Raw genomic sequence first — 19,857 nt, 5'->3', positions numbered from 1 at the left:
GCCACGGTATTTGGCCTGACTTACTCGCCGTTCATAAGTCAGCATACCAGAATAAGCCCAGCCTTTATTTTACGATCTCTTGTGTCGCGCTGTGAATACACTTCGCTTGCTCTCCCAAGCGCAAATTGGCACCGAGGTAGGCCGCGAAAACCTTGACCTATTTGACCGCTACTCATATCGGACAGACCGTAACGTGTAACGCCCCTAACATTGTTGAAGGCCAAATCTCAGTTGAGTGACTTGGATTCCAGCAACCGTCGTAACGGTTCCGGCAGTATGCTGTGTGCTGCCCGAGTAATCGCCTCTTCATTCTTCTGCCACACCACCCCTAAATAAATAACACCTAAGCCAATCACGCTTAAGGCCACCGGAAACAACCAACTGTCTTTAAACACGTCGGATGCGAGGTATCCCAGGTAAAAACAACATCCAAGCGCACCACACACCACGAACACTTTGCGCACGAGCACCACCCCGACGCCAATTAGACCGAGATTGATACAAAAGTATCCGAATTTAGCCAGCTCACTATCCGAGTGTTGTAGGGATAAGCCGCCCCAGAATGCCAATACACCAACGATATAGAGCCAAAAAGCATAGTCAGCCTTTCGATGTGCACGGATGTCTACCCAGATTGCAAGCGCGATGAGGAGTACGCCTGACACCATCGACACCAATTTGCGGATTTCCCAGGTCTGATATTCACCAGTAATAATGACCGACAGATCCATACTCATATACCAAAGCGTGATTGCTATCGGCATCACCATAAACGGATATTGGTACTTCCTCGCGAGAATAAGCCCCACTGCCAAAGTGCCTAGTTCCATATACAACCAATGCCATTTCACATAGCGATGGTAGTCACGATATACCGTCTCGTCTGGCCATACGCCCAACCATTGCTGTAGGCCATAAATCGCTAGCGGCGTCAGACTCACAACAAAGGTCGCGCAAATACCCGCAGGAATAATCAAGCTCTTACGACTGAACGAGTTAACCAACTGGATGCCTACCGCCCCGTAGAGCAACGAAATCGACACAATACCGGCACCACCAAACGCTTCCCAACCCAAATTCATGAACAACGTCATGGCACCGATCGCAATCAAACCGCCCAAGTAATAAAGAACATGGGTAAAGGTGAACGCCGGCTTATGCTCTGATCGAGAACGTAAAAATGCATACAAGGCATCCGCTTGCTCCGAAGAGAGGATTCTCTCAGCCACCGCTGCAGTTAAGGTTTGTTTTGAAATGTCCATGCATACCCTGCCTTGAGTATTGAAATTATAGTGCGCCTAATCGCCGCAATGAAAAGCAAGTAGACTCAGCGCCATATTTATCCTTCAAGGCCGACTCATTGAATTGGCATCGGACTCCATGGTCTCAAGCGTCCTAATATATTCATCGTAGATGGCCTTCATAGTATCGTAAGTCTTGTCACCGTTACCATAAAAGTGAGGACCACGATATCGAATAGGCTGTACTGGGCAGGTTACCGGCTTAAACGAGATCGGGTTGCGATACTCTAAATGCATCGTTAACACTGCCTCATCCGGATAGTATCCCAGCACATCGACGTCAGCCACGCTGCCATCCGCTAAAATGGTCTGCTCGGATACTAAGAAGCCAGCCAATCTACCTGACGCGAGCGCTGCTTCTATGCGTTTTGGAAAATGAACAACTTGCCGGCTTTTTGTCGGTTTCCAATAGCGTGCGACATCGGCTGTGTTGACGTAGATGAGAGGCAACGGCTCGGCCACAGCACACGTATTCTTGACTTGACTCGCAGCGCACGAGACGAGCATCAGTGTGAGTAAACTGATGGTGAGTAATCGCATCCAACACATAAGGCCCTCGCTGAATTGGCTTATCGAACGTTGTTGTGTGGGATCAATTGATGCCGCATGACTCACGGAGGTCACCATAAAGAGAGAGACCACGAGCTTGTATTTGGTAGTAGGTTTGCTGCTGGAGTACGATTATTTTAGGCAGCATAGCACTCTCTGATGTCGCAGCGATGTCAAAACTATGGTCTGGCGTGCCGCAACTCGCCGACACACTGGCTCTCTTAGACTACCGTAATCCGGTCTCAAAATAGGACGCCAAATGGCACGCTGACCAAAGAATCGTTAAACAACGCTGATCACTGTTTACGCCACCTTGTCGAACAAGGGTGTCAAAAGCGCCAGCTCATTAGAATCAACGCCGCTCAACATCGCCTTGGCCGCTTCTGTATAGGTGAGCTTGGCATTGTCATACGTTTCCAGACCGACCTCGGTCAAATGCACCAGACTCACACGGGCATCGCGCGCGTTCTTCTGCTTCTCCACCAAGTGCAGTTTTTCCAGTGGATTCAGCAAACGCGTCACGCCCGACGCACTCAGGTTCACAGCATGCGCTAGGCCCACTCGGTTTAACGTATTGCCTGGCGCCTCGGCAAGCTCATGCAGTACATAAAACTCGCTTAGACTGACGCCATGAATCGAGAGCGACAGACCAAGACGCTTACTAACGCGCCCGTACAGTGAATTGAGCGACATCATAAAATTTAACGCGGATTGAGACATTTAATTTTCTCGCAATATATAGTTGATTACTCAACTATATATCAAGCACTAGTCACGCGCAATAAAAAAAGTGGTGCACCCTGAAAGCACACCACTTCTATTTTCGCCTCAGCAGTACTGACTATTTTTTCTTGCCACGCAGGCGCTGACTAATTTCTTCTACCTTCTCAGCAGCTTCACGAAGTCGTTCTGGGATGTCTACGAAGGAAGACAAACCACCACCGAAACGCTCTTTGAACTCTTCAACACGATCCTCAAGTGACTCCCGACCCTTGCTAACGCTGGTTTCCAACTCGCCCTGCATGGACTGCCCACGTTGCACCAAGTCGGCAAACACCTTTTGACCTTCAGCATTGATCTCTTCGTACTTGTCTTGCACATCTTCATAGCGCTCTGACAATTCCTCATAAGCACGTGAATAGGCACCTAGACCTGCCAACCAGATATTCTTTGCCATCGCTTCAGCTTTGTCGCCACTCAAGCCAGAGAGGTTATCTTTCAACATGGCTTGCAGTTGCTCGATGCGGTTCTCGACTTTTTTAGCTTCAGCCTTGGTGGCTTTGTTCGCAGTTTTCTTGGCCGCAGTGGCTTTTTTAGTTGCCGCCTTTTTCACTGACTCAGCTTTCTTGCTTACTTTCTTAGTCGCTTTCTTGCTTGCAGTCGTGGCTTTCTTAGTGACCTTTTTGGTCGCTTTCTTAGCCGCGGTTTTTGCACTTGCAGCCTTCTTGCTCACCTTTTTAGTTACTTTCTTAGTCACCTTTTTGGCGGCCTTTTTGGCTACTTTTTTGGTTTCAGCTGCTTTCTCAGCAACTTGCTCTACAGCGTTTTTGTCGTCTGCCATATTTGTTCACCTGAATGTGTGCCGATCATGTCAACCATGCACGGTTCGTGTTTTAGATGGCAAGAAGTTTAACGTTGCAAGTTAGAAACTGCGCCCTAATTAGAATCCAAATTCTAATCGTGTAAAGCGCTGTCAGGCGGGCAAATGCTCATCCAAAACCTTGTTCATTTCACGCTCGAGCTGTGGCGCTAATGCGCGTGTCATAAAGCCGAGTTTTACGTTCACGGTCAACTCACCAGCACGTGGTTCAACCGTGGCATCCACGCCGGCTGTATGGCGATAGCGATAGTTTTCCCCATCGGGTTTATAGCTGCCGCCGAACTTAGCCGTCAGCTTATCCAGCAGTTTCTCTGCCAGGGCAGAACATTGTTCTGCATTTAGGTCGAGTTCGCGTTTTACGTGAATATTACTCATGGGGTCTCAGTCTTCAAGGAAAGGTAAAAAATGTAAGTACAGGTGCTCTTCAATGCTGGTTTGCGTTTTCTTGGTGGTAATCAAATCATCGTAACTACCATAACTGATCAAGGTATATAGCAGGTTGTCAGCCAACATCTCGGAAGCGCTGGACGAATCGGCCACCTGGGCCTTGTCCATAATCAGCTTCACTAAACTGCTTAGAGTCTGATACAGCAGACTCAAGAGTTTGGCGATGGCATCGCGCAGTGAAACATAGCGTTTATGTATCCCACGCAAATCCTGACTGATGAAACGAAATTGTTGGAGTATGTCAGATACCACCGTCAGCCCGGCCAGCGTTTCTTTAGGGTTGCCACGTGCCTGTGCAGTAATCTGCTGCAAAGCCACCAATACTCGAGCGTGAAACTGGGCGTACAACTCCTCGACAACTTGTTCCTTGCCCTTAAAGTGATAGTAGAGGTTGCCGGGACTGATATTCATTTCATGCGCCAGATCCACACTGGTCACAACACTTTCGCCGCGCTCATTGAGTAGCACCAGCGCGACATCCAGAATCAGGTCTCGTGTTCGCATTTTCGCCATGCGAAGAGTGTATGTCGAAACCGTTGTGTTTCACAATACAATTACATAATGCAACGTGGGATATAACGACCGCAACAGCGCAAAAAAAAAGGTCCGTCGGAATCGACGAACCTTCTTAAAAAGCCGGTCTTGAGACCCGCCTAGGAGGAATGAATCCGAGATTATGCGGATTTCTTAAGGTCTTTACTCAGCGAATCCAGCTTGGCTGATAAGTCCTGTAAACGTGCAGGAATATCTACCTTTGCACTCAAACCGACCAACTTGCCCTTCGCTTCTTCAATTTTGTCTTCAACCGTTGAACGGCCTTCTTTCAAACGCGCTTCCGCCTGATCTTGAACTTTCTCACCACGCGCAACGAGGTCTTCAACCAAGTCTTGTCCGTCGTTGTTCAACTTGGTGTAGCGTGATTGCAGCTCATCGCCCAGGGCGTTATACCGACCAACAACTTCTTCATACGTTTTTCCGGCTGCGCCCAAACCCGCGAACCAAACCTGCTTGGCCACATGCTGTGCTTTCTGTACGTTGGCGTTCACTTTAGCCAAAACGCCTTCCGCAGCCGTTTCAACAGCGTCTTCTACCGCATCCACGACATCTTCAACTGCGTCAACAGCTTCTTTCATTTCAACTTTCGCTTTTGCAGATGCTTTTTTTACTTTAGCGGTGCTGGTTTTCGCAGCACTGGTCTTCTTAGTTGCCATAACTGGCCTCCAAAATTCAAATCGGGTTTATGTCAATGCCATGCATAATACGATCGGATTTTAGAATCCGCGCCCTAATTAGAATTCCTTTTCTAAATAGTCACCGTCTAAAACGGAAACCTCAACCGAGGAGCACGTCTTTGGCGCGATTGATTTGTTTAGCCAAGGCGGGCGAGCCACCACGGTCTGGGTGCATTTTCTGCATTAATGATTTGTGTGCTGCTTTGACTTCCGCCACAGGCGCATTTTCGTCAACACCGAGTATTTCCGCGGCTTGCGAGCGTGTCATACTTGTGCTTACTGAGTTGGGCCCGTCTGAGTCAGTTGCATCCGCTCCGACCATAAACCGTTTGAAGATCGGCACGTACGGAGCAAACTGTATGGCACGCGCAGCAATCGCCAGCAGACCCGCCATTATTCCGAGAACCCAATGTGCACGACCCGCTACGACCAGTGCCAAGACCACACCCAGACTACCGTAGACAGCCCATTTTTTATACAGCGGGCGACGTGCGTCAGTCGGCACAGATTGCCACCGTTTATAAGCGTAAATGAGCGCTGCTACCAGCGCAATGACAAGTAAAGATCTCAGCACGGACCGAATGTGGTTATTGAGCGATACAGGTTATAATAGAGATATTCGACCAACTTTAACACCGATGTCTATGCCGAACCCCATAATCGCAGGTCTGTGCGACTTTATTGCCGCATCACCGACGCCGTTTCACGCCACCCAAAACCTCAAGATCATGTTTGCCGACGCTGGCTTTGACGTGCTCAATGAAGGGGATAACTGGGATATAAAGCCAAACAGCGCCTACGTGGTGACGCGCAACGATTCCTCGATAATTGCTTTTCGCACCGGCAAAGACTGGATGCAAGGCATGCAAATGGTTGGCGCGCACACAGACAGCCCTTGCCTGCGTATCAAACCCAACCCTGACGTCAAAACACACGGTTATGCACAGCTCGGTGTCGAAGTGTATGGCGGTGTGTTGCTGCACCCGTGGCTAGACCGCGACCTCTCGATAGCAGGTCGAGTCAGCGGCACAGATAAACACGGCAATGTGGTTAGCAAATTGATCGATTTCAAGCGTCCCGTGGCTGTTATCCCAAATCTCGCAATTCACCTTGATCGTGAAGCCAACAGCTCACGTGTCATCAACCCCCAGACGCATCTGCCACTGATTTTGTCGCAGCAGCCAGAGCAAAGTTTTGATGACCTACTGCTGGCTGAGTGCGGCGAGTCTATGGCGAATGTACTCGAGTACGAGCTTTCATGCTACGACACCCAAGCGCCTTCCGTGGTTGGTTTGAATAACGAATTTATTTGCGCGGCACGCCTAGACAACCTACTCAGCACCTACATCGGGGCACGCGCGCTTCTGGACAGCCAATCAGATCAAGCCGCCCTATTTATCTCCAATGACCACGAAGAAGTCGGCTCGTCATCTGCCAGCGGTGCGCATGGCCCGTTTTTGAAATCAGTATTGGAACGCTTAACTCATAGCGCAGTGCAATTGACACAACTTATTAGTCGCTCGTCACTACTATCGTGTGACAATGCACACGGTATTCACCCTAACTACGCGGACAAACACGACAAAAACCATGGCCCGATTCTGAACGCCGGTCCAGTGATCAAGATAAATAACAACCAACGCTATGCTACCACCAGCGTCAGCTCTGCCAAGTTTCAGAAACGCTGTCAGGCAGCCGGGGTTCCGCTACAGAAATTCGTGGTGCGCAGCGATATGGCCTGCGGCAGCACCATCGGCCCCATTACCGCGACCGAGCTTGGTATCGAAACCTTAGACGTTGGTGCACCACAATGGGCGATGCATTCAATTCGCGAAACCGCGGGCACCAAAGATTGTGAGTATTTGTATCAAGCTGCCTGCGCATTTATCAGCTAACGCAGCCAAAACAACGTGCGCATCGATTTACGGTAGAATGGTGCGCACACCCGATTAAAAACCTGCTGGGAGGCGATAACGCGTCATGCAAGAAACCCTGATCGACCAAGGATTGAACCTTATGCTTTACGGCATGGGCACGGTGTTTGTTTTTTTGACTATTCTAGTTTTTGCTACTGTCTTGATGTCGCGCATTGTGACGCGCTTTAGTGACGATGACGTAGACTTGCCAACACCGCAATCGGCCGCCATCAGCCTCGACACCACGATTCCTGAAAATCATCGCCGCGCCATCGAAAAAGCGATCGCGCTGTACCGCCAACGCTAATTACCCGTCCGCGTCACCACATTATGCAAACTAAATCTGGTTCACAAAAACTCGGCATTACCGAAGTCGTCTTCCGAGACGCACATCAAAGCCTGCTCGCAACCCGTATGCGAATCGACGACATGCTGCCAGTCGCCGCAGAACTCGATAAAATCGGGTTTTGGTCGATGGAGTCTTGGGGCGGCGCGACCTTTGATGCTTGCATACGCTATCTTGGGGAAGACCCTTGGGACCGTATTCGTGAAATCAAAAAAGCCATGCCCAACACGCCACAGCAAATGCTGTTTCGCGGGCAAAATATACTTGGGTACCGTCATTACGCTGACGACGTGGTCACCAAATTCGTCGAACGATGTGCGGTCAATGGCATTGACGTATTCCGCGTGTTTGACGCCATGAACGATATGCGCAACATGACCACAGCGCTGAAAGCTGTGAATCAAGTTGGTAAACACGCACAAGGCACGCTCAGTTATACCGTCAGCCCGGTACACAATACACAACTTTGGTTGGACCTGGCTAAGCAACTGGAAGACGCCGGTGCGGATTCGATATGCATCAAAGATATGGCGGGTCTACTCAAGCCGTATGTTGGCTTTGAGCTGGTCACCGAACTCAAGAAGTGCGTGGATATTCCGATTCAGTTGCACGCGCATGCTACAACGGGACTCAGTACCACCACCATCACCAAATGCGTCGAAGCTGGAATTGACACCGTCGACACGTCGATTTCATCGATGTCGATGACCTATGGGCACTCCGCCACCGAGTCAGTGGTCTCGATTTTTGAAGGCAGCGAACGTGATACCGGCCTAGATATCGCGAAGCTGGAGAACATTGCCAGCTATTTTCGCACCGTGCGTAGAAAGTACGCTCAGTTTGAGGGGTCACTGCGCGGCGTCGACTCGCGCATTCTGGTCGCCCAAGTACCGGGCGGCATGCTAACTAATATGGAAAGCCAACTTAAACAACAAGGCGCTGAAGATCAGCTTGATGCTGTGTTGGCAGAGATTCCTCGCGTGCGCGAAGACCTCGGTTTCATTCCCTTGGTCACACCAACGTCGCAAATTGTTGGTACACAAGCGGTCATTAATGTGCTGATGGGTGAACGCTACAAAAACATTGCGAAGGAAACCGCTGGCGTCCTGCGTGGCGAGTATGGTGCCACACCGGCGCCGGTCAATGCTGAACTACAACAACGTGTGCTCGATGATGGCGAGCAAGCGATCACTTGCCGCCCTGCGGACTTACTGTCAGACGAGTTGGATAAGCTCACACAAGAATTCGACGGCCTGGTTAAACAACATGCATTACGCACCAAACCCCAATCAGATTATGTGGACGATGTATTGACCTACGCGTTGTTTCCACAAGTGGGACTGAAATTCCTGCAAAACCGCGATAACCCATCGGCCTTCGAACCTGCTCCTGGCAGTGAAATCACAAAATCAAAAGCCATCGTCACCAGCGAAGACGGGCAAGAAATTTACACCGTGGACGTGGACGGGACTGCATACACCGTCACGGTTAGCGCCGGCGGTGATCTATCTGGCATCGCGCCTGTAGGTCAAGCGCAAACCACACCGAACAAAAGCGAATCAGTCACGGCGACACCGGCAACAAAGTCAGAACCGGTGACTGCGCCACTGGCAGGCAACGTGATCACCATCCCGGTCAAACCGGGCGACACAGTCACAGCAGGCCAAACCATCATCGTGCTGGAAGCGATGAAAATGGAAACCAATATTTCAGCACCGCGTGATGGACAGATCGCTGAAGTCGCCGTCAAATCCGGTGACACCGTGGCGGTTGGTGACACGCTACTCACACTCGCGTAGGGCTGCCGCATGGAACAGTTAAATAATCTCTGGCTCAGCTCCGGCGTAGCGCAGGTACAAGGCGGCCAACTGGTGATGTTATTGGTTGGTCTCGGGCTGCTTTTTCTAGCCATTCGCAAAGGCTTTGAACCGCTACTGCTGGTCCCCATCGGGTTCGGCACGCTGCTCGCAAACATTCCCGGCGCGGGCTTTGAGTTGGCCCCAGTCTTTGACGCCGCTGGTAATCTGGAAAGCCCCGGCGGCTTACTGTATTACATTTACCACGCAGGCATTGAAACCGGCCTGTTTCCGTTGCTCATTTTCATGGGGGTTGGCGCGATGACCGATTTCGGTCCGCTCCTGGCCAATCCACGCACCTTATTGCTTGGTGCGGCGGCGCAAGTTGGTATTTTTACCACCGTGCTCGGTGCAGTGACGTTGGGGCATTTCGGCATCATGGATTTTTCGATTCGAGACGCCGCCTCAATTGGCATTATCGGTGGCGCAGACGGGCCGACCGCAATCTTCGTAACCAGCAAACTGTCACCGGAATTACTCGGTGCCGTCGCGGTCGCGGCCTACTCGTATATGGCGCTGGTGCCGATCATTCAACCACCGATCATGCGCGCACTGACCACCTCCGCAGAACGCGAAATCAAGATGGAGCAACTGCGGCCAGTTGGTAAGCTTGAGAAAATCGTGTTTCCGCTAACCTTGTTGGTACTGGTCGCATTTTTGCTGCCCGACGCCGCTCCGCTGCTCGGCATGTTCTGTTTTGGAAACTTGATGCGCGAGTGTGGTGTGGTAAACCGGCTCAGTGACACCACTCAAAACGCACTCATCAATGTGGTCACGATCTTCCTCGGCTTAGGTGTCGGCTCAAAGATGAGCGCCGAAAAATTCCTCAATCTTGAAACACTCGGGATACTGGGACTAGGCGCCGTGGCATTCTGCATTGGCACAGCCGCCGGCGTATTAATGGCCAAACTCATGAATCGCTTTTCGCAACAGAAAATCAACCCGTTGATTGGCGCTGCTGGCGTATCCGCGGTGCCAATGGCAGCGCGTGTTGCCAATAAGGTTGGACTGGAAGCGAATCCACAAAACTTTTTGCTCATGCACGCCATGGGGCCCAATGTAGCTGGTGTCATTGGCTCCGCAGTTGCTGCGGGCGTAATGATCAGCCTGGTATCGGGAATGTAACGATGATTTTTAAACTTGATGACACCCAACCCGAAATTGCCGACACCTGCTTTGTTGCGCCTTCGGCATCGTTAATTGGGGCGGTTAAAATGGCAGCCAACGCCAGCGTTTGGTTCAACTGCGTGCTTCGCGCTGATAATGAACCCATTGTGATCGGTGAAAACAGTAATGTGCAGGACGGCTCAGTACTGCATGTTGACCCTGGCTACCCCATTGAGATTGCCGCCAATGTCACCATTGGTCACAAAGTTATGTTGCACGGATGTGTTATTGGCGAAGGCACCTTGATCGGCATGAACGCCGTGGTCCTGAATGGGGCACGCATTGGACGAAATTGCCTGATTGGTGCGAATGCGCTGGTGACTGAAAACATGGAAATACCAGACGGCTCGATGGTGCTGGGTTCTCCTGCTAAGGTGGTTAAAACCTTAGATGAAAAACTGCAGGTACGGCTAGCTGAAGGTGCCAAACACTATGTTGATAACGGCGCACGTTATCGAACAGGTTTAGTGCGGATTGACGACTAGACCTGCGTTAGACTCAAAAAAAGCTGTGTGCCAACCGAGCAATACTCGCCTGAACACACAGCCTTGTGCTGTTTGGATAAACCGGCCTTAACTGACCAGCTTCCAAGTCCCGTCGGCTTGGCGACACGCCTTGCCTTGCATAATTTCCGTTTGACCGTCGATTTCGACCGTCTGACGAAAATCACGGCACGGCATATTACCTTCATAGTACGTGCGTGTTGGAGTCACCGAATGCGCCTTACCATCGGGATCATTCCAATACGTGGTCTGACCAACTTTATTACTCTCAAGAGCCTGATTGTGTTTCTTCACAAATGCCGTTGAAGCAAAGTAACCTGCGGCACCACAAGCGGCAGTCCAACCATCACGACTACCGTGACCTTTGAACAGCTTGTTACAAACCACCGCACCTAGAATCCCGCCACCAAGCGGAATCACATTTTCTTTATTGAACACATTGGGATCAGGTCCGACTGTGCCATTCTGGTTCACGGCACAGGCAGATAAACCCGCCACCATCAGTGCTATCGTTGCCGATGCTAAAGTACGTTTCATAAGTAACCCTACATTAGTTTTAGAGTGAGTCGATACGCGCAGGATTTCACACTTGGTGTTCACAGAGTGTAAAGTAACAACGATTTAATCCAGCGACTGTGCGTTAACTCTACGCACTCAAACGCATCGCATTAATATTTTCAGCACGCGCTAACGCGTTCAAAATCGCAATGAATGTGGCACCAAGAATGTCTCGGCTTCGACCGACGCCACAAACACGCTGCGCATTGACACTGACTTGCACATAAGCAATGGCTTCCGATGCATCATCGTGCCCAAGCGTATGCTCATCGTACTCAATAATCACAATGTCGTGTTGAGTATGTCGATTCAAACCACTCACGAATGCCTCCAACACTCCACGCCCCTCGCCTTGGATTGGGTGCTCCGCGTGATTTGCGACCAGAACCGCCTGCATTGCATCGAGGCCTGACTCCCGATTCACTTGGTAACTCTTTAACGCAATGGCGTTGTCTGGCTCGATATACGTTTTTTCGAATAGCGACACGATCTGATCGGCAGTAACTTCGGACTCGCAGTCTTCGGCAAAGACCTGCACCACTGGACTGAAATCCACCTGCAACCAGCGCGGCATCTTGATGGCGTGCTCTTGCTCCAGAACATAAGCCACACCGCCCTTGCCAGACTGTGAATTAATTCGAATGACTTGTTGGTAGTTACGCCCTAGATCGCGTGGATCAATCGGCAAGTAGGCGACTTCCCAGGTTTCGCCTTCCTGATATTGCGCCAGGCATTTGTTAATTGCGTCCTGATGACTGCCGGAAAATGCCGCGAACACCAGTTCGCCCGCGTAAGGATGACGTGGATGCACCTTCAACTGCGTGCATTTTTCAACCACATTAATAATGCGATCCATATGTGAAAAATCCAACTCTGGATCAACGCCTGCGCTATACATATTCATACCCATAGTCACAATATCCATATTACCGGTTCGCTCGCCATTACCCAGCAAGGTGCCTTCAACACGATCCGCCCCAGCCAGCACGCCCAACTCAGAGGCCGCAACGCCACAACCTCGATCATTATGCGTGTGCAGACTGACAATCACCGAATCACGTCGCGATACTTGCTCGCAAAACCACTCAATCTGATCGGCATACACATTCGGCGTGGCGACCTCCACCGTGGCGGGCAAATTGATGATGCATTTTTTATCTGACGTCGGCTGCCAAACATCAATCACCGCATTACAAACTTCGACCGCATAATCCACTTCGGTACCGGTAAAACTCTCCGGTGAATATTGAAACTGCCAGTCGGTTTCAGGCTGCCGCGCCGCCCCTTCTCCCACCCAGGTCGCGCCGTCGACGGCAATTTGTTTGATTTGTTCACGCGACATTTTAAATACCTGCTCACGCTGCACAGTGGAGGTGGAGTTATAAACATGCACAATCGCACGCGACGCACCTTTAAGCGATTCATAGGTTCGTTCGATCAAGGGTTTTCGCGCCTGGGTCAGTACCTGAATCGTGACGTCGTCTGGAATGCGTTGTTCGGTAATCAATTTACGCACGAAATCAAAATCAGTTTGAGACGCAGCAGGAAAACCAATCTCGATTTGCTTGAACCCGACATCCACCAGCATCTCAAACATCTCTAACTTCTGCTCGGGCGACATCGGCTCAATCAAGGCTTGATTCCCATCGCGCAGATCCACACTGCACCATTGTGGCGCGGCTTCGATCACACGATTCGGCCAGCGGCGGTCGGGCTTGTGAATCGGTTGAATGGGTGTGTATTTGCGGTGGTCGAAACGGCTCATGTCTATACTTTGAAATCGGTGTTTGCAGTCAAGACTGAATTATACGAAAGTCGTGTTAGCGCTTTTGACTATTCTAGAAATTAAAGCGACAATAATTAGACATAAACACTACGTTTTTATGATTTGATAGATTTTATGGCTAAAATTGACAACATAGATAGACACATTCTTCGAGAATTGCAACAGAACGCGCGCATGAGCAACCTGGAACTTGCGGAACGCGTCAACCTGTCGGCAACCCCCTGTGCGCGGCGCGTCAAGCAGCTAGAAGACGCTGGCATTATCAAACAGCATATCACCGTGCTGGATGCCGAAAAACTGGGATTAAATCTAACCGCGATGATCAGCGTGACCATGGATCGACACACGGCAGATCGTTTCGAAAAATTTGAACACGCTGCTGCGGCCTTACCTGAGGTCATGGAATGCTATGTGGTCACGGGGCAAGATTCGGATTTTTTAATCAAAGTTCTGGTACGAGATATGCGACACTATGAAGAGTTTCTGCTACGTCGACTTACCAAGCTCGATGGTGTCAGCGGTGTTCACACTAGCTTCGTGTTACGCCAGCCCATCAATAAATGTGTATTGCCGCTGCAGACATCTGCTTAAAACAACACTAATAATACGTACGGGTCGACCACGTAGCCGCCCGACATAACCACGAAATTCCCCTATGAAACTACTCTCTCGAAGTCTGCTGCTAATTGCTGCGCTGATCCTGCTTCTGCTGGTCGGACTGTATGCAACCGGGCATGGCTACATCATCACCAGCCTTCAGCGTACTTATATGGCAGGGCATGTAACTGCCAACATCAATGACCATCCTGAGTTTGCCACGCGGGTCATTACCACCGCCAACCCATCCGAATTGAGCCAACACCCAGATTACAATAAAGCACCACTGCCACCGGAGTTCGTCGAACAGTTAATCGCGTACGACTCTGCCGCATTTCTGGTGCTCAAAGATGGCCAAGTCTTGCACGAAACCTATTTCGATGGGTATTCAAATCGCAGCAAGACTAACTCGTTTTCAATGGCGAAAACGGTGACCACTCTGATGCTGGGTATCGCTATCGAGGAAGGTCATGTCAAAGGGCTGGATCAACCCATCACGGACTTTCTGCCAGAATTCAAATCCGACCCCTTAGGCAGCAGAGCCACCATCGGTCAGCTCTCCGCCATGGATTCGGGCTATGAATGGGATGAGCACTACTATTCGCCCTTCAGTCCAACGGTCGAATTGTTGTATGGCGACGATATTCGGAGTTTTCTACTCAATGGGAAATTCACCTCCGAACCCGGCAGTTACTGGTACTACTCCAGCGCATCCACCGAGCTGATGGGTATCTTCCTGCTACGCGCATTACAGCAGGCTGGTGCGGCTGAGACCTTAAGTCAGTACCTCAGCGAGAAACTGTGGCAGCCGATGCAGATGAACGATGACGCCTTGTGGCATCTGGATGACAACGGTATGGAGTTGGTGTTCTGCTGTCTCAATACCAATGCGCGCAACTACTCACGATTAGGCCAATTGATGTTGAACCAAGGACGATGGAATGCACAACAACTGGTGCCCGCCGATTTCATTCAACAAATGATTCAACCTGGACTGGTTGAGCACTACGGGCTATCGACCTGGCTGGGTATGCACAAGAACCCCGGCTACTACTGGTTTAGCGGTCACCTGGGGCAACACATTGTGGTGATCCCGGAGCACAATATGGTTGTCGTACGGCTCGGCGAGCGAACCGACCCTGCCCGCGACCACGTAAAGGACACGGTTCCGGAATATGTGTCGGTCGGATTGAGCCTGATTGACTAGCCAGTGGCAACGCCCCCCCCTGGGTGCCGATTAAGCGGCACCCGGTGGCGTCACTAGCCCCAGAAACACCACCACACCAATAAAAGTCAGCATTACACCAATAATTTTGCGTCGGTTTAGTTCTTCCTTGAGGAACAACCAGGCCATCACAATTATAAACATGTTGGCGGTCTCATTGAGGACTGAAGCCACGGAGGCATCGGTATACTTAAAACCGCCGAGCCAGAACAACATCGCGAAGTACGTACCAAGCACAGCAGCCACGACAATCCATAACCACGGATGTTGTTCTTGGGTCACAACCCGCCAAGTGGATTGAATCTGTCCGCGTAGTACGATGTACAACACCATCCCCACGATCCCAGCCAGTAAGCGCAAACTGACCATCCAAAAGAAACCGCTGTTATCCAGAATCGGCTTCATCGCGACCACGCCGGCCGCCGTCAGAAACACCGAACTGGAAGCCAACGCTACGCCCACCACCAGTTGCTCCCGATCCACTGCCTGATATCGTCGCTGGTATACCGCGATCAGAATACCCAACAGCACCAACAAAAAGCCCAGCCACTGCCATAAGGCCAAGGATTCACCAAGAAACAAAATCGATAAGATCACCACGAAAGGGCTGTACAAACTAGCAACAATCGCGGTTCGCCCAGCCCCTAAATGTCGCAGAGCCTGCAAATAAAAGGTATCGGCGATCGCGATCCCCCCGTACCCACTGGCCACCAGAATCAACCATTGCTCGCCACTTAAACTGGGCAGAGTCAAACCTTCCACCACCAATGCCGTGGGGATCAATAAGCCCAGACCGATCAGGTTCTTAACCAGATTCAGCGTGTTGGCACTCATGCTGTCGCCAACGTATTTATACAACACCACCGCGCTCGCCCACATGAGCGCACAGGCAATTGCAAACACTTCACCAATACCCATTAGCTTCTCACTTTCGCATCAGAATAACGCCACACTTTTGGCTTGAATAAAGACCGACTTTCCCGGTTGCAAAGCAAGTCTACTGGCCGACAAACTGGTAATCCGCGCGACCACGGGTACTGCGGTCGCCGGATTTTCGCCCGCCAGCACACGCACCAGTGTGAGCGCTGGCGACAAAGCCACCATAGAGTCCACTACCGCCGGAAACACGTTCAAAATACTTGAGCCAGTTTGTTGTTCGAGCGTAATACTGACATCGCGTGCTGCAATTCTAAGTCGCACTTCAGCGCCAACCGGCAACGCTCTCTGCAACAGGCTGACTCGCCCAATCGGCGAATCCAAATAACTCAAACCGAACGCGTTATCGTGCGCAATGACGCAGGCTTGCACGACCGATTCGGCCGACTCGGCCTGCGCTAATGGCGTATCCAAACGTGTCAGCATGGCCGCTGTGTCACCGTGATACGCGATTGCACCGCGTGCCATGACAACCAGATAATCTGCTAATTGCGCAATCTCATCCAGCGAATGCGTCACATAGACAATGGGCACATCAAAGTGCCGAGACAGCTGCTCCAAGTACGGTAATAGCGTTTGCTTCGCCGCTTGATCCAATGCTGCGAGTGGTTCGTCCATCAAGAGAATATCTGGCACACCACACAAAGCGCGCGCGATCGCGACTCGTTGCCGCTCACCGCCGGACAAATTGGTGATTGGCCGATCTAACAGCGACTCCAGACCCAAGTGTGCGACCACGTCGTTTAGCGCGAAACGCGCCGACGGCCGCGACGCTCGTGACGCGGCAAACTTCAAATTACCCCGCACATTCAGGTGCGGAAACAAGTCACTGTGCTGTGACACCAACAAGGCACCTCTGCGATGCGCAGGCACAAAGGTGTCTGCGCCCTGCCAGATAGTGGACTGAAAACGAACGCGATTAGCGGACGCCCGGTCCAAGCCAGCAATCGTCCTTAACACGCTGGTTTTACCACAACCCGAAGGTCCATAGAATGCGTTGACGCCGCTAGCCGCCAAGCTAAGCTCTAATTGCAAGGCAAAGTCACCGCGATGCATATCCAACTTCAGCTCTAAACTCACCAGCGTAGCACCGAATAGCGTTTGTGTGTCGCGTACACACCAACAAGCAACACAAATGACAAACACAATAACGTCCCTGCGAGTGCATGCGCGTTTTCGAACTGTAATGTATCAACGTGCTCATACATGGCAACCGATGCGACTTGCGTTTCGCCGGGCAAATTACCCCCGATCATCAACACCACGCCGAATTCACCCAGGGTATGCGCGAAACCTAATACCATTGCCGCGACCAAACCGGGCCGTGCCAACGGCAACACCAAGTTAAAAAAACGGTCAATCGGACTGGCTCGCAAGGTCGCTGCTGCATCGATTAGATCGGACTTGATCGCACTGAATGCAGTTTGCAAAGGCTGCACCACAAATGGCAGCGAATACAACACCGAACCGATCACCAGCCCGCTAAACGAAAACGCCAGTTGTGACCCGGTAATGTGCTGATACCAGCGACCCAACCATGCATTCGGGCTGAACGCAATCAGCAGATAAAAGCCAAGTACCGTCGGCGGCAGCACGAGCGGTAAAGCCACCAGTGCTTCGACAAGGAATCGACCGCGCCACTGCGTACGCGCCAACCACCAGGCCAATGGCAACCCCAACATCATTAATATCAACGTGCTGAGCGCGGCCAGCTTGAGTGTGAGTATCAGTGCGGTTATGTCGGAATCAGAGAGCATCACGGCGTATCGTATCCATGTTCACGGATCAGCTCCAGCGCTTTCTCGCTCTGCAAATAACGCCAAAACGCACGGCCGACGTGCGTCTCTTTTAACAAGACTGCCTGTTGCTCAATCGGCGCGTGCAAAGATCCCGGAACCAGCCAGTAAGACGTTGGAGGCTGTGATAACACCTGCGCGTAGGCTACCAACCCGAGTTGCGCATTACCGGAATAGACAAACTGATAAGCCTGGGCCACATTCTCGCCGTACACGCGTTTCACGCTTACCGCTGGATCCAAGCGTATCAAAGCCCGTTGAGCTGCCAGTCCATACGGTGCCAGTTTGGGATTCGCCAGCGCCACCGTAGCACCGTCACTGTGAGATATGGTTTCAGGACCGGGCGATACTGCCTGTGGTTGCCATAAGGCCAACCGCCCCAAAGCGTAGGTAAATCGCGTCCCGGGTATGGTCAGACCCTGCTGCTCCAACAAGGCAGGGCGTTCAACGTCGGCAGCCAACACAAGATCAACCGAGAGACCGTGTTGGATTTGCAGCGCATGCTTTCCAGTCGAACCACTAATTAATGTCACAGGGTATCCGAATTCAGCCTCGAAGTTGGCAGCCAGCTGCGTTGCCACACCCATGAAGTTACTGGCTACCGCCACGCGAAGTGGGTCTGCCTGCGCAACGCCCCCCCCCGAGACAAGCAACACCGACCCGAGCAATAAGCAACGCGTTAGCGTGCCCGACATCGGCACAAGTCTAGCCCAAAAACTCATCAAGACTCCCAGTCATCCACCTCATCCTCAGTGTCCTGACCTTGACGCTGTTGATGACGCCCTTTGAATTTGAGTTTTCCAGCGCGCTTACCTCTAGCAAACTTACCGTAGTAGACCATCTCGTCGTCTTTATAAATGGAGCCAACGCCGTGCGGCTGGTCGTTCTCGAACTCGCCAACATAACGCAGTCCATCTGCAGTCTGAATTAGCTCGCCATTGCCGTCTCGCAATCCACGTTTGAATTCGCCTATAAAGATACTGCCATCGGGGTATGTTTGCTTGCCGTCACCGTGCGGCAACCCTTCAATAAGTTGACCGACATAGACTTCGCCAGTGGCCAGCGTGCGTGTGCCTTCGCCCGTGATATCCCCAAGCAAGAACTGCCCAGCGTACTGCGTTCCGTCTCGTAATATCAATACGCCATCGCCATGCATTTTTCCGTCTTTGACTTGACCTTTGTAACGATTTCCATTGACCCACTCGAGCTCGCCTCGGCCGGTAATCGCGTGTTGTTCGAAGGTGCCGGCATACACATCTCCGCTAAGCCAAGTGTATCGCCCTTGGCCATGCGGCACACCGTCGTCGAACGCACCAACATAGCGATCACCATTAGGAAATTTCACTTCACCTTGCCCTTGAAGTTTGCCATCCACAAAATAGCCCTTAGCCAGCTTCCCATCGGGCCACGTCATAGTCCCCTCTCCCGTCTGACGCCCGGAATCAAACACACCTTCATAGGTTACGCCAGTGGAGAGTCGAATCAATCCCTGCCCATGAAATCGTCCAGCAACGATCTCGCCAATGTATTCAGTGCCGTCGTGAAATTTAAAGCGACCTCGGCCGTGCGGTTGATTATCACGAAAGTCCCCTTGGTAGCGATCGCCGTTTTCAAAGACCAAAAGCCCTTCTTGCTGAAGCACGCCATCCACAAACTCGCCCTCGAGATAGTAGCCCGCCGGGCTGTGTAACGTGCCACGCCCGGTTAACTGCCAGCCCGAAAATTGCCCCTCAAACCACTCACCGGATGGCCGGTAAAATATGCCTTTGCCCTTCGGCACGCCATCCTCAACCTGACCAACATAGCGCCCGGAAGCGCGTAAATCAATCGTGCCTTCGCCTTGGCGAAGGCCATCAACAAAGGAACCGGAATACACAAATTCATCGCATTCGAGTTCACCTTCGCCGGTTGGCACACCGGCCACTAAATCGCCGCGATACCATCCGCAATCCCACTCCAACTCCGCAGCCTTGCCGGACTCAGCCACACCACCTAACGCCATACTGATCAGCAACAAGGTTTGTGTGACAATGCGCATGGGG

22 protein-coding genes are annotated in these 19,857 nt (G+C 51.5%); 7 read left to right on the top strand and 15 right to left on the bottom strand.

Going from position 1 to position 19,857, the window contains the following annotated elements; all coding sequences use genetic code 11:
• Positions 1-227: 227 nt before the first annotated feature.
• The 8 genes from IE055_RS06415 to IE055_RS06380 all read right to left on the bottom strand — a co-directional run bounded on the left by IE055_RS06415 (position 228) and on the right by IE055_RS06380 (position 5,703).
• On the bottom strand, positions 228-1,262 hold the full coding sequence (locus IE055_RS06415) for a DUF2157 domain-containing protein (protein ID WP_189399198.1): 1,035 nt from the start codon (positions 1,260-1,262) through the stop codon (positions 228-230).
• Positions 1,263-1,346: 84 nt separating this feature from the next.
• Positions 1,347-1,850 (bottom strand): hypothetical protein, encoded by a 504-nt coding sequence (locus IE055_RS06410; protein WP_189399197.1) that lies wholly within the window; start codon positions 1,848-1,850, stop codon positions 1,347-1,349.
• Between the two features lie 303 nt (positions 1,851-2,153).
• Positions 2,154-2,570 carry a MarR family winged helix-turn-helix transcriptional regulator gene (locus IE055_RS06405; protein WP_189399196.1) on the bottom strand — a complete coding sequence of 139 codons (417 nt, stop codon included), beginning with the start codon at positions 2,568-2,570 and terminating at the stop codon, positions 2,154-2,156.
• Positions 2,571-2,691: 121 nt separating this feature from the next.
• Complete coding sequence (locus IE055_RS06400; protein WP_189399195.1) at positions 2,692-3,411, bottom strand: phasin family protein; 720 nt, start codon at positions 3,409-3,411, stop codon at positions 2,692-2,694.
• Between the two features lie 132 nt (positions 3,412-3,543).
• Positions 3,544-3,825 carry a polyhydroxyalkanoic acid system family protein gene (locus IE055_RS06395; RefSeq protein WP_189399194.1) on the bottom strand — a complete coding sequence of 94 codons (282 nt, stop codon included), beginning with the start codon at positions 3,823-3,825 and terminating at the stop codon, positions 3,544-3,546.
• Between the two features lie 6 nt (positions 3,826-3,831).
• Entirely contained in the window at positions 3,832-4,410 is a 579-nt protein-coding gene (locus IE055_RS06390; RefSeq protein WP_189399193.1) for a TetR/AcrR family transcriptional regulator, read from the bottom strand.
• 161 nt (positions 4,411-4,571) lie between these two features.
• A complete protein-coding gene (locus IE055_RS06385; protein ID WP_189399192.1) occupies positions 4,572-5,108 on the bottom strand; it encodes a hypothetical protein in 537 nt (178 codons plus the stop codon).
• 121 nt (positions 5,109-5,229) lie between these two features.
• Positions 5,230-5,703 (bottom strand): DnaJ domain-containing protein, encoded by a 474-nt coding sequence (locus IE055_RS06380; RefSeq protein ID WP_189399191.1) that lies wholly within the window; start codon positions 5,701-5,703, stop codon positions 5,230-5,232.
• 70 nt (positions 5,704-5,773) lie between these two features.
• Between IE055_RS06380 and IE055_RS06375 the strand changes: the two genes are divergently transcribed.
• The 5 genes from IE055_RS06375 (at position 5,774) to IE055_RS06355 (ending at position 10,899) form a co-directional block, all read left to right on the top strand.
• Entirely contained in the window at positions 5,774-7,024 is a 1,251-nt protein-coding gene (locus IE055_RS06375) for a M18 family aminopeptidase (RefSeq protein WP_189399190.1), read from the top strand.
• A gap of 85 nt (positions 7,025-7,109) precedes the next feature.
• Positions 7,110-7,352 (top strand): OadG family protein, encoded by a 243-nt coding sequence (locus IE055_RS06370; RefSeq protein WP_189399189.1) that lies wholly within the window; start codon positions 7,110-7,112, stop codon positions 7,350-7,352.
• 23 nt (positions 7,353-7,375) lie between these two features.
• Positions 7,376-9,190 carry a sodium-extruding oxaloacetate decarboxylase subunit alpha gene (gene oadA, locus IE055_RS06365; protein ID WP_189399188.1) on the top strand — a complete coding sequence of 605 codons (1,815 nt, stop codon included), beginning with the start codon at positions 7,376-7,378 and terminating at the stop codon, positions 9,188-9,190.
• A gap of 9 nt (positions 9,191-9,199) precedes the next feature.
• Entirely contained in the window at positions 9,200-10,372 is a 1,173-nt protein-coding gene (locus IE055_RS06360; protein WP_189399187.1) for a sodium ion-translocating decarboxylase subunit beta, read from the top strand.
• Positions 10,373-10,374: 2 nt separating this feature from the next.
• Complete coding sequence (locus IE055_RS06355; RefSeq protein WP_189399186.1) at positions 10,375-10,899, top strand: gamma carbonic anhydrase family protein; 525 nt, start codon at positions 10,375-10,377, stop codon at positions 10,897-10,899.
• Positions 10,900-10,986: 87 nt separating this feature from the next.
• Here IE055_RS06355 and IE055_RS06350 read toward each other — a convergent pair whose 3' ends face one another.
• Together IE055_RS06350 and leuA are read right to left on the bottom strand one after the other, a co-directional pair.
• Entirely contained in the window at positions 10,987-11,454 is a 468-nt protein-coding gene (locus tag IE055_RS06350; RefSeq protein ID WP_189399185.1) for an RT0821/Lpp0805 family surface protein, read from the bottom strand.
• 109 nt (positions 11,455-11,563) lie between these two features.
• Positions 11,564-13,240, bottom strand: a complete 1,677-nt coding sequence (gene leuA / locus IE055_RS06345; RefSeq protein WP_189399184.1) for a 2-isopropylmalate synthase — start codon at positions 13,238-13,240, stop codon at positions 11,564-11,566.
• Between the two features lie 135 nt (positions 13,241-13,375).
• Here leuA and IE055_RS06340 point away from each other — a divergent pair, with 135 nt between their 5' ends.
• Both IE055_RS06340 and IE055_RS06335 read left to right on the top strand, forming a co-directional pair.
• A complete protein-coding gene (locus tag IE055_RS06340) occupies positions 13,376-13,852 on the top strand; it encodes an Lrp/AsnC family transcriptional regulator (RefSeq protein WP_189399183.1) in 477 nt (158 codons plus the stop codon).
• Positions 13,853-13,916: 64 nt separating this feature from the next.
• Positions 13,917-15,065 (top strand): serine hydrolase domain-containing protein, encoded by a 1,149-nt coding sequence (locus IE055_RS06335; protein WP_189399182.1) that lies wholly within the window; start codon positions 13,917-13,919, stop codon positions 15,063-15,065.
• Positions 15,066-15,095: 30 nt separating this feature from the next.
• Here the strand turns inward: IE055_RS06335 and IE055_RS06330 are convergent, their stop codons facing one another.
• Genes IE055_RS06330 through IE055_RS06310 form a run of 5 tightly spaced genes read right to left on the bottom strand, consistent with a single transcriptional unit; the run spans position 15,096 to position 19,853 of the window.
• Positions 15,096-16,001, bottom strand: coding sequence for a DMT family transporter (locus IE055_RS06330; protein ID WP_189399181.1), 906 nt, complete (start codon positions 15,999-16,001; stop codon positions 15,096-15,098).
• An 18-nt stretch (positions 16,002-16,019) separates the two neighbouring features.
• Entirely contained in the window at positions 16,020-17,099 is a 1,080-nt protein-coding gene (gene modC / locus IE055_RS06325) for a molybdenum ABC transporter ATP-binding protein (protein WP_189399180.1), read from the bottom strand.
• On the bottom strand, positions 17,096-17,776 hold the full coding sequence (gene modB, locus IE055_RS06320; RefSeq protein WP_189399179.1) for a molybdate ABC transporter permease subunit: 681 nt from the start codon (positions 17,774-17,776) through the stop codon (positions 17,096-17,098). Before modB ends, modC begins: the two co-directional genes overlap by 4 nt.
• On the bottom strand, positions 17,776-18,537 hold the full coding sequence (gene modA / locus IE055_RS06315; protein ID WP_229794172.1) for a molybdate ABC transporter substrate-binding protein: 762 nt from the start codon (positions 18,535-18,537) through the stop codon (positions 17,776-17,778). The genes modB and modA overlap by 1 nt, the downstream gene beginning before the upstream one ends.
• Complete coding sequence (locus IE055_RS06310) at positions 18,537-19,853, bottom strand: hypothetical protein (protein ID WP_189399178.1); 1,317 nt, start codon at positions 19,851-19,853, stop codon at positions 18,537-18,539. Before IE055_RS06310 ends, modA begins: the two co-directional genes overlap by 1 nt.
• Positions 19,854-19,857 lie beyond the last annotated feature (4 nt).

It is taken from the genome of Arenicella chitinivorans (assembly GCF_014651515.1).
Taxonomy (GTDB): domain Bacteria; phylum Pseudomonadota; class Gammaproteobacteria; order Arenicellales; family Arenicellaceae; genus Arenicella; species Arenicella chitinivorans.
This window is presented reverse-complemented; position numbering and strand designations above follow the sequence as displayed.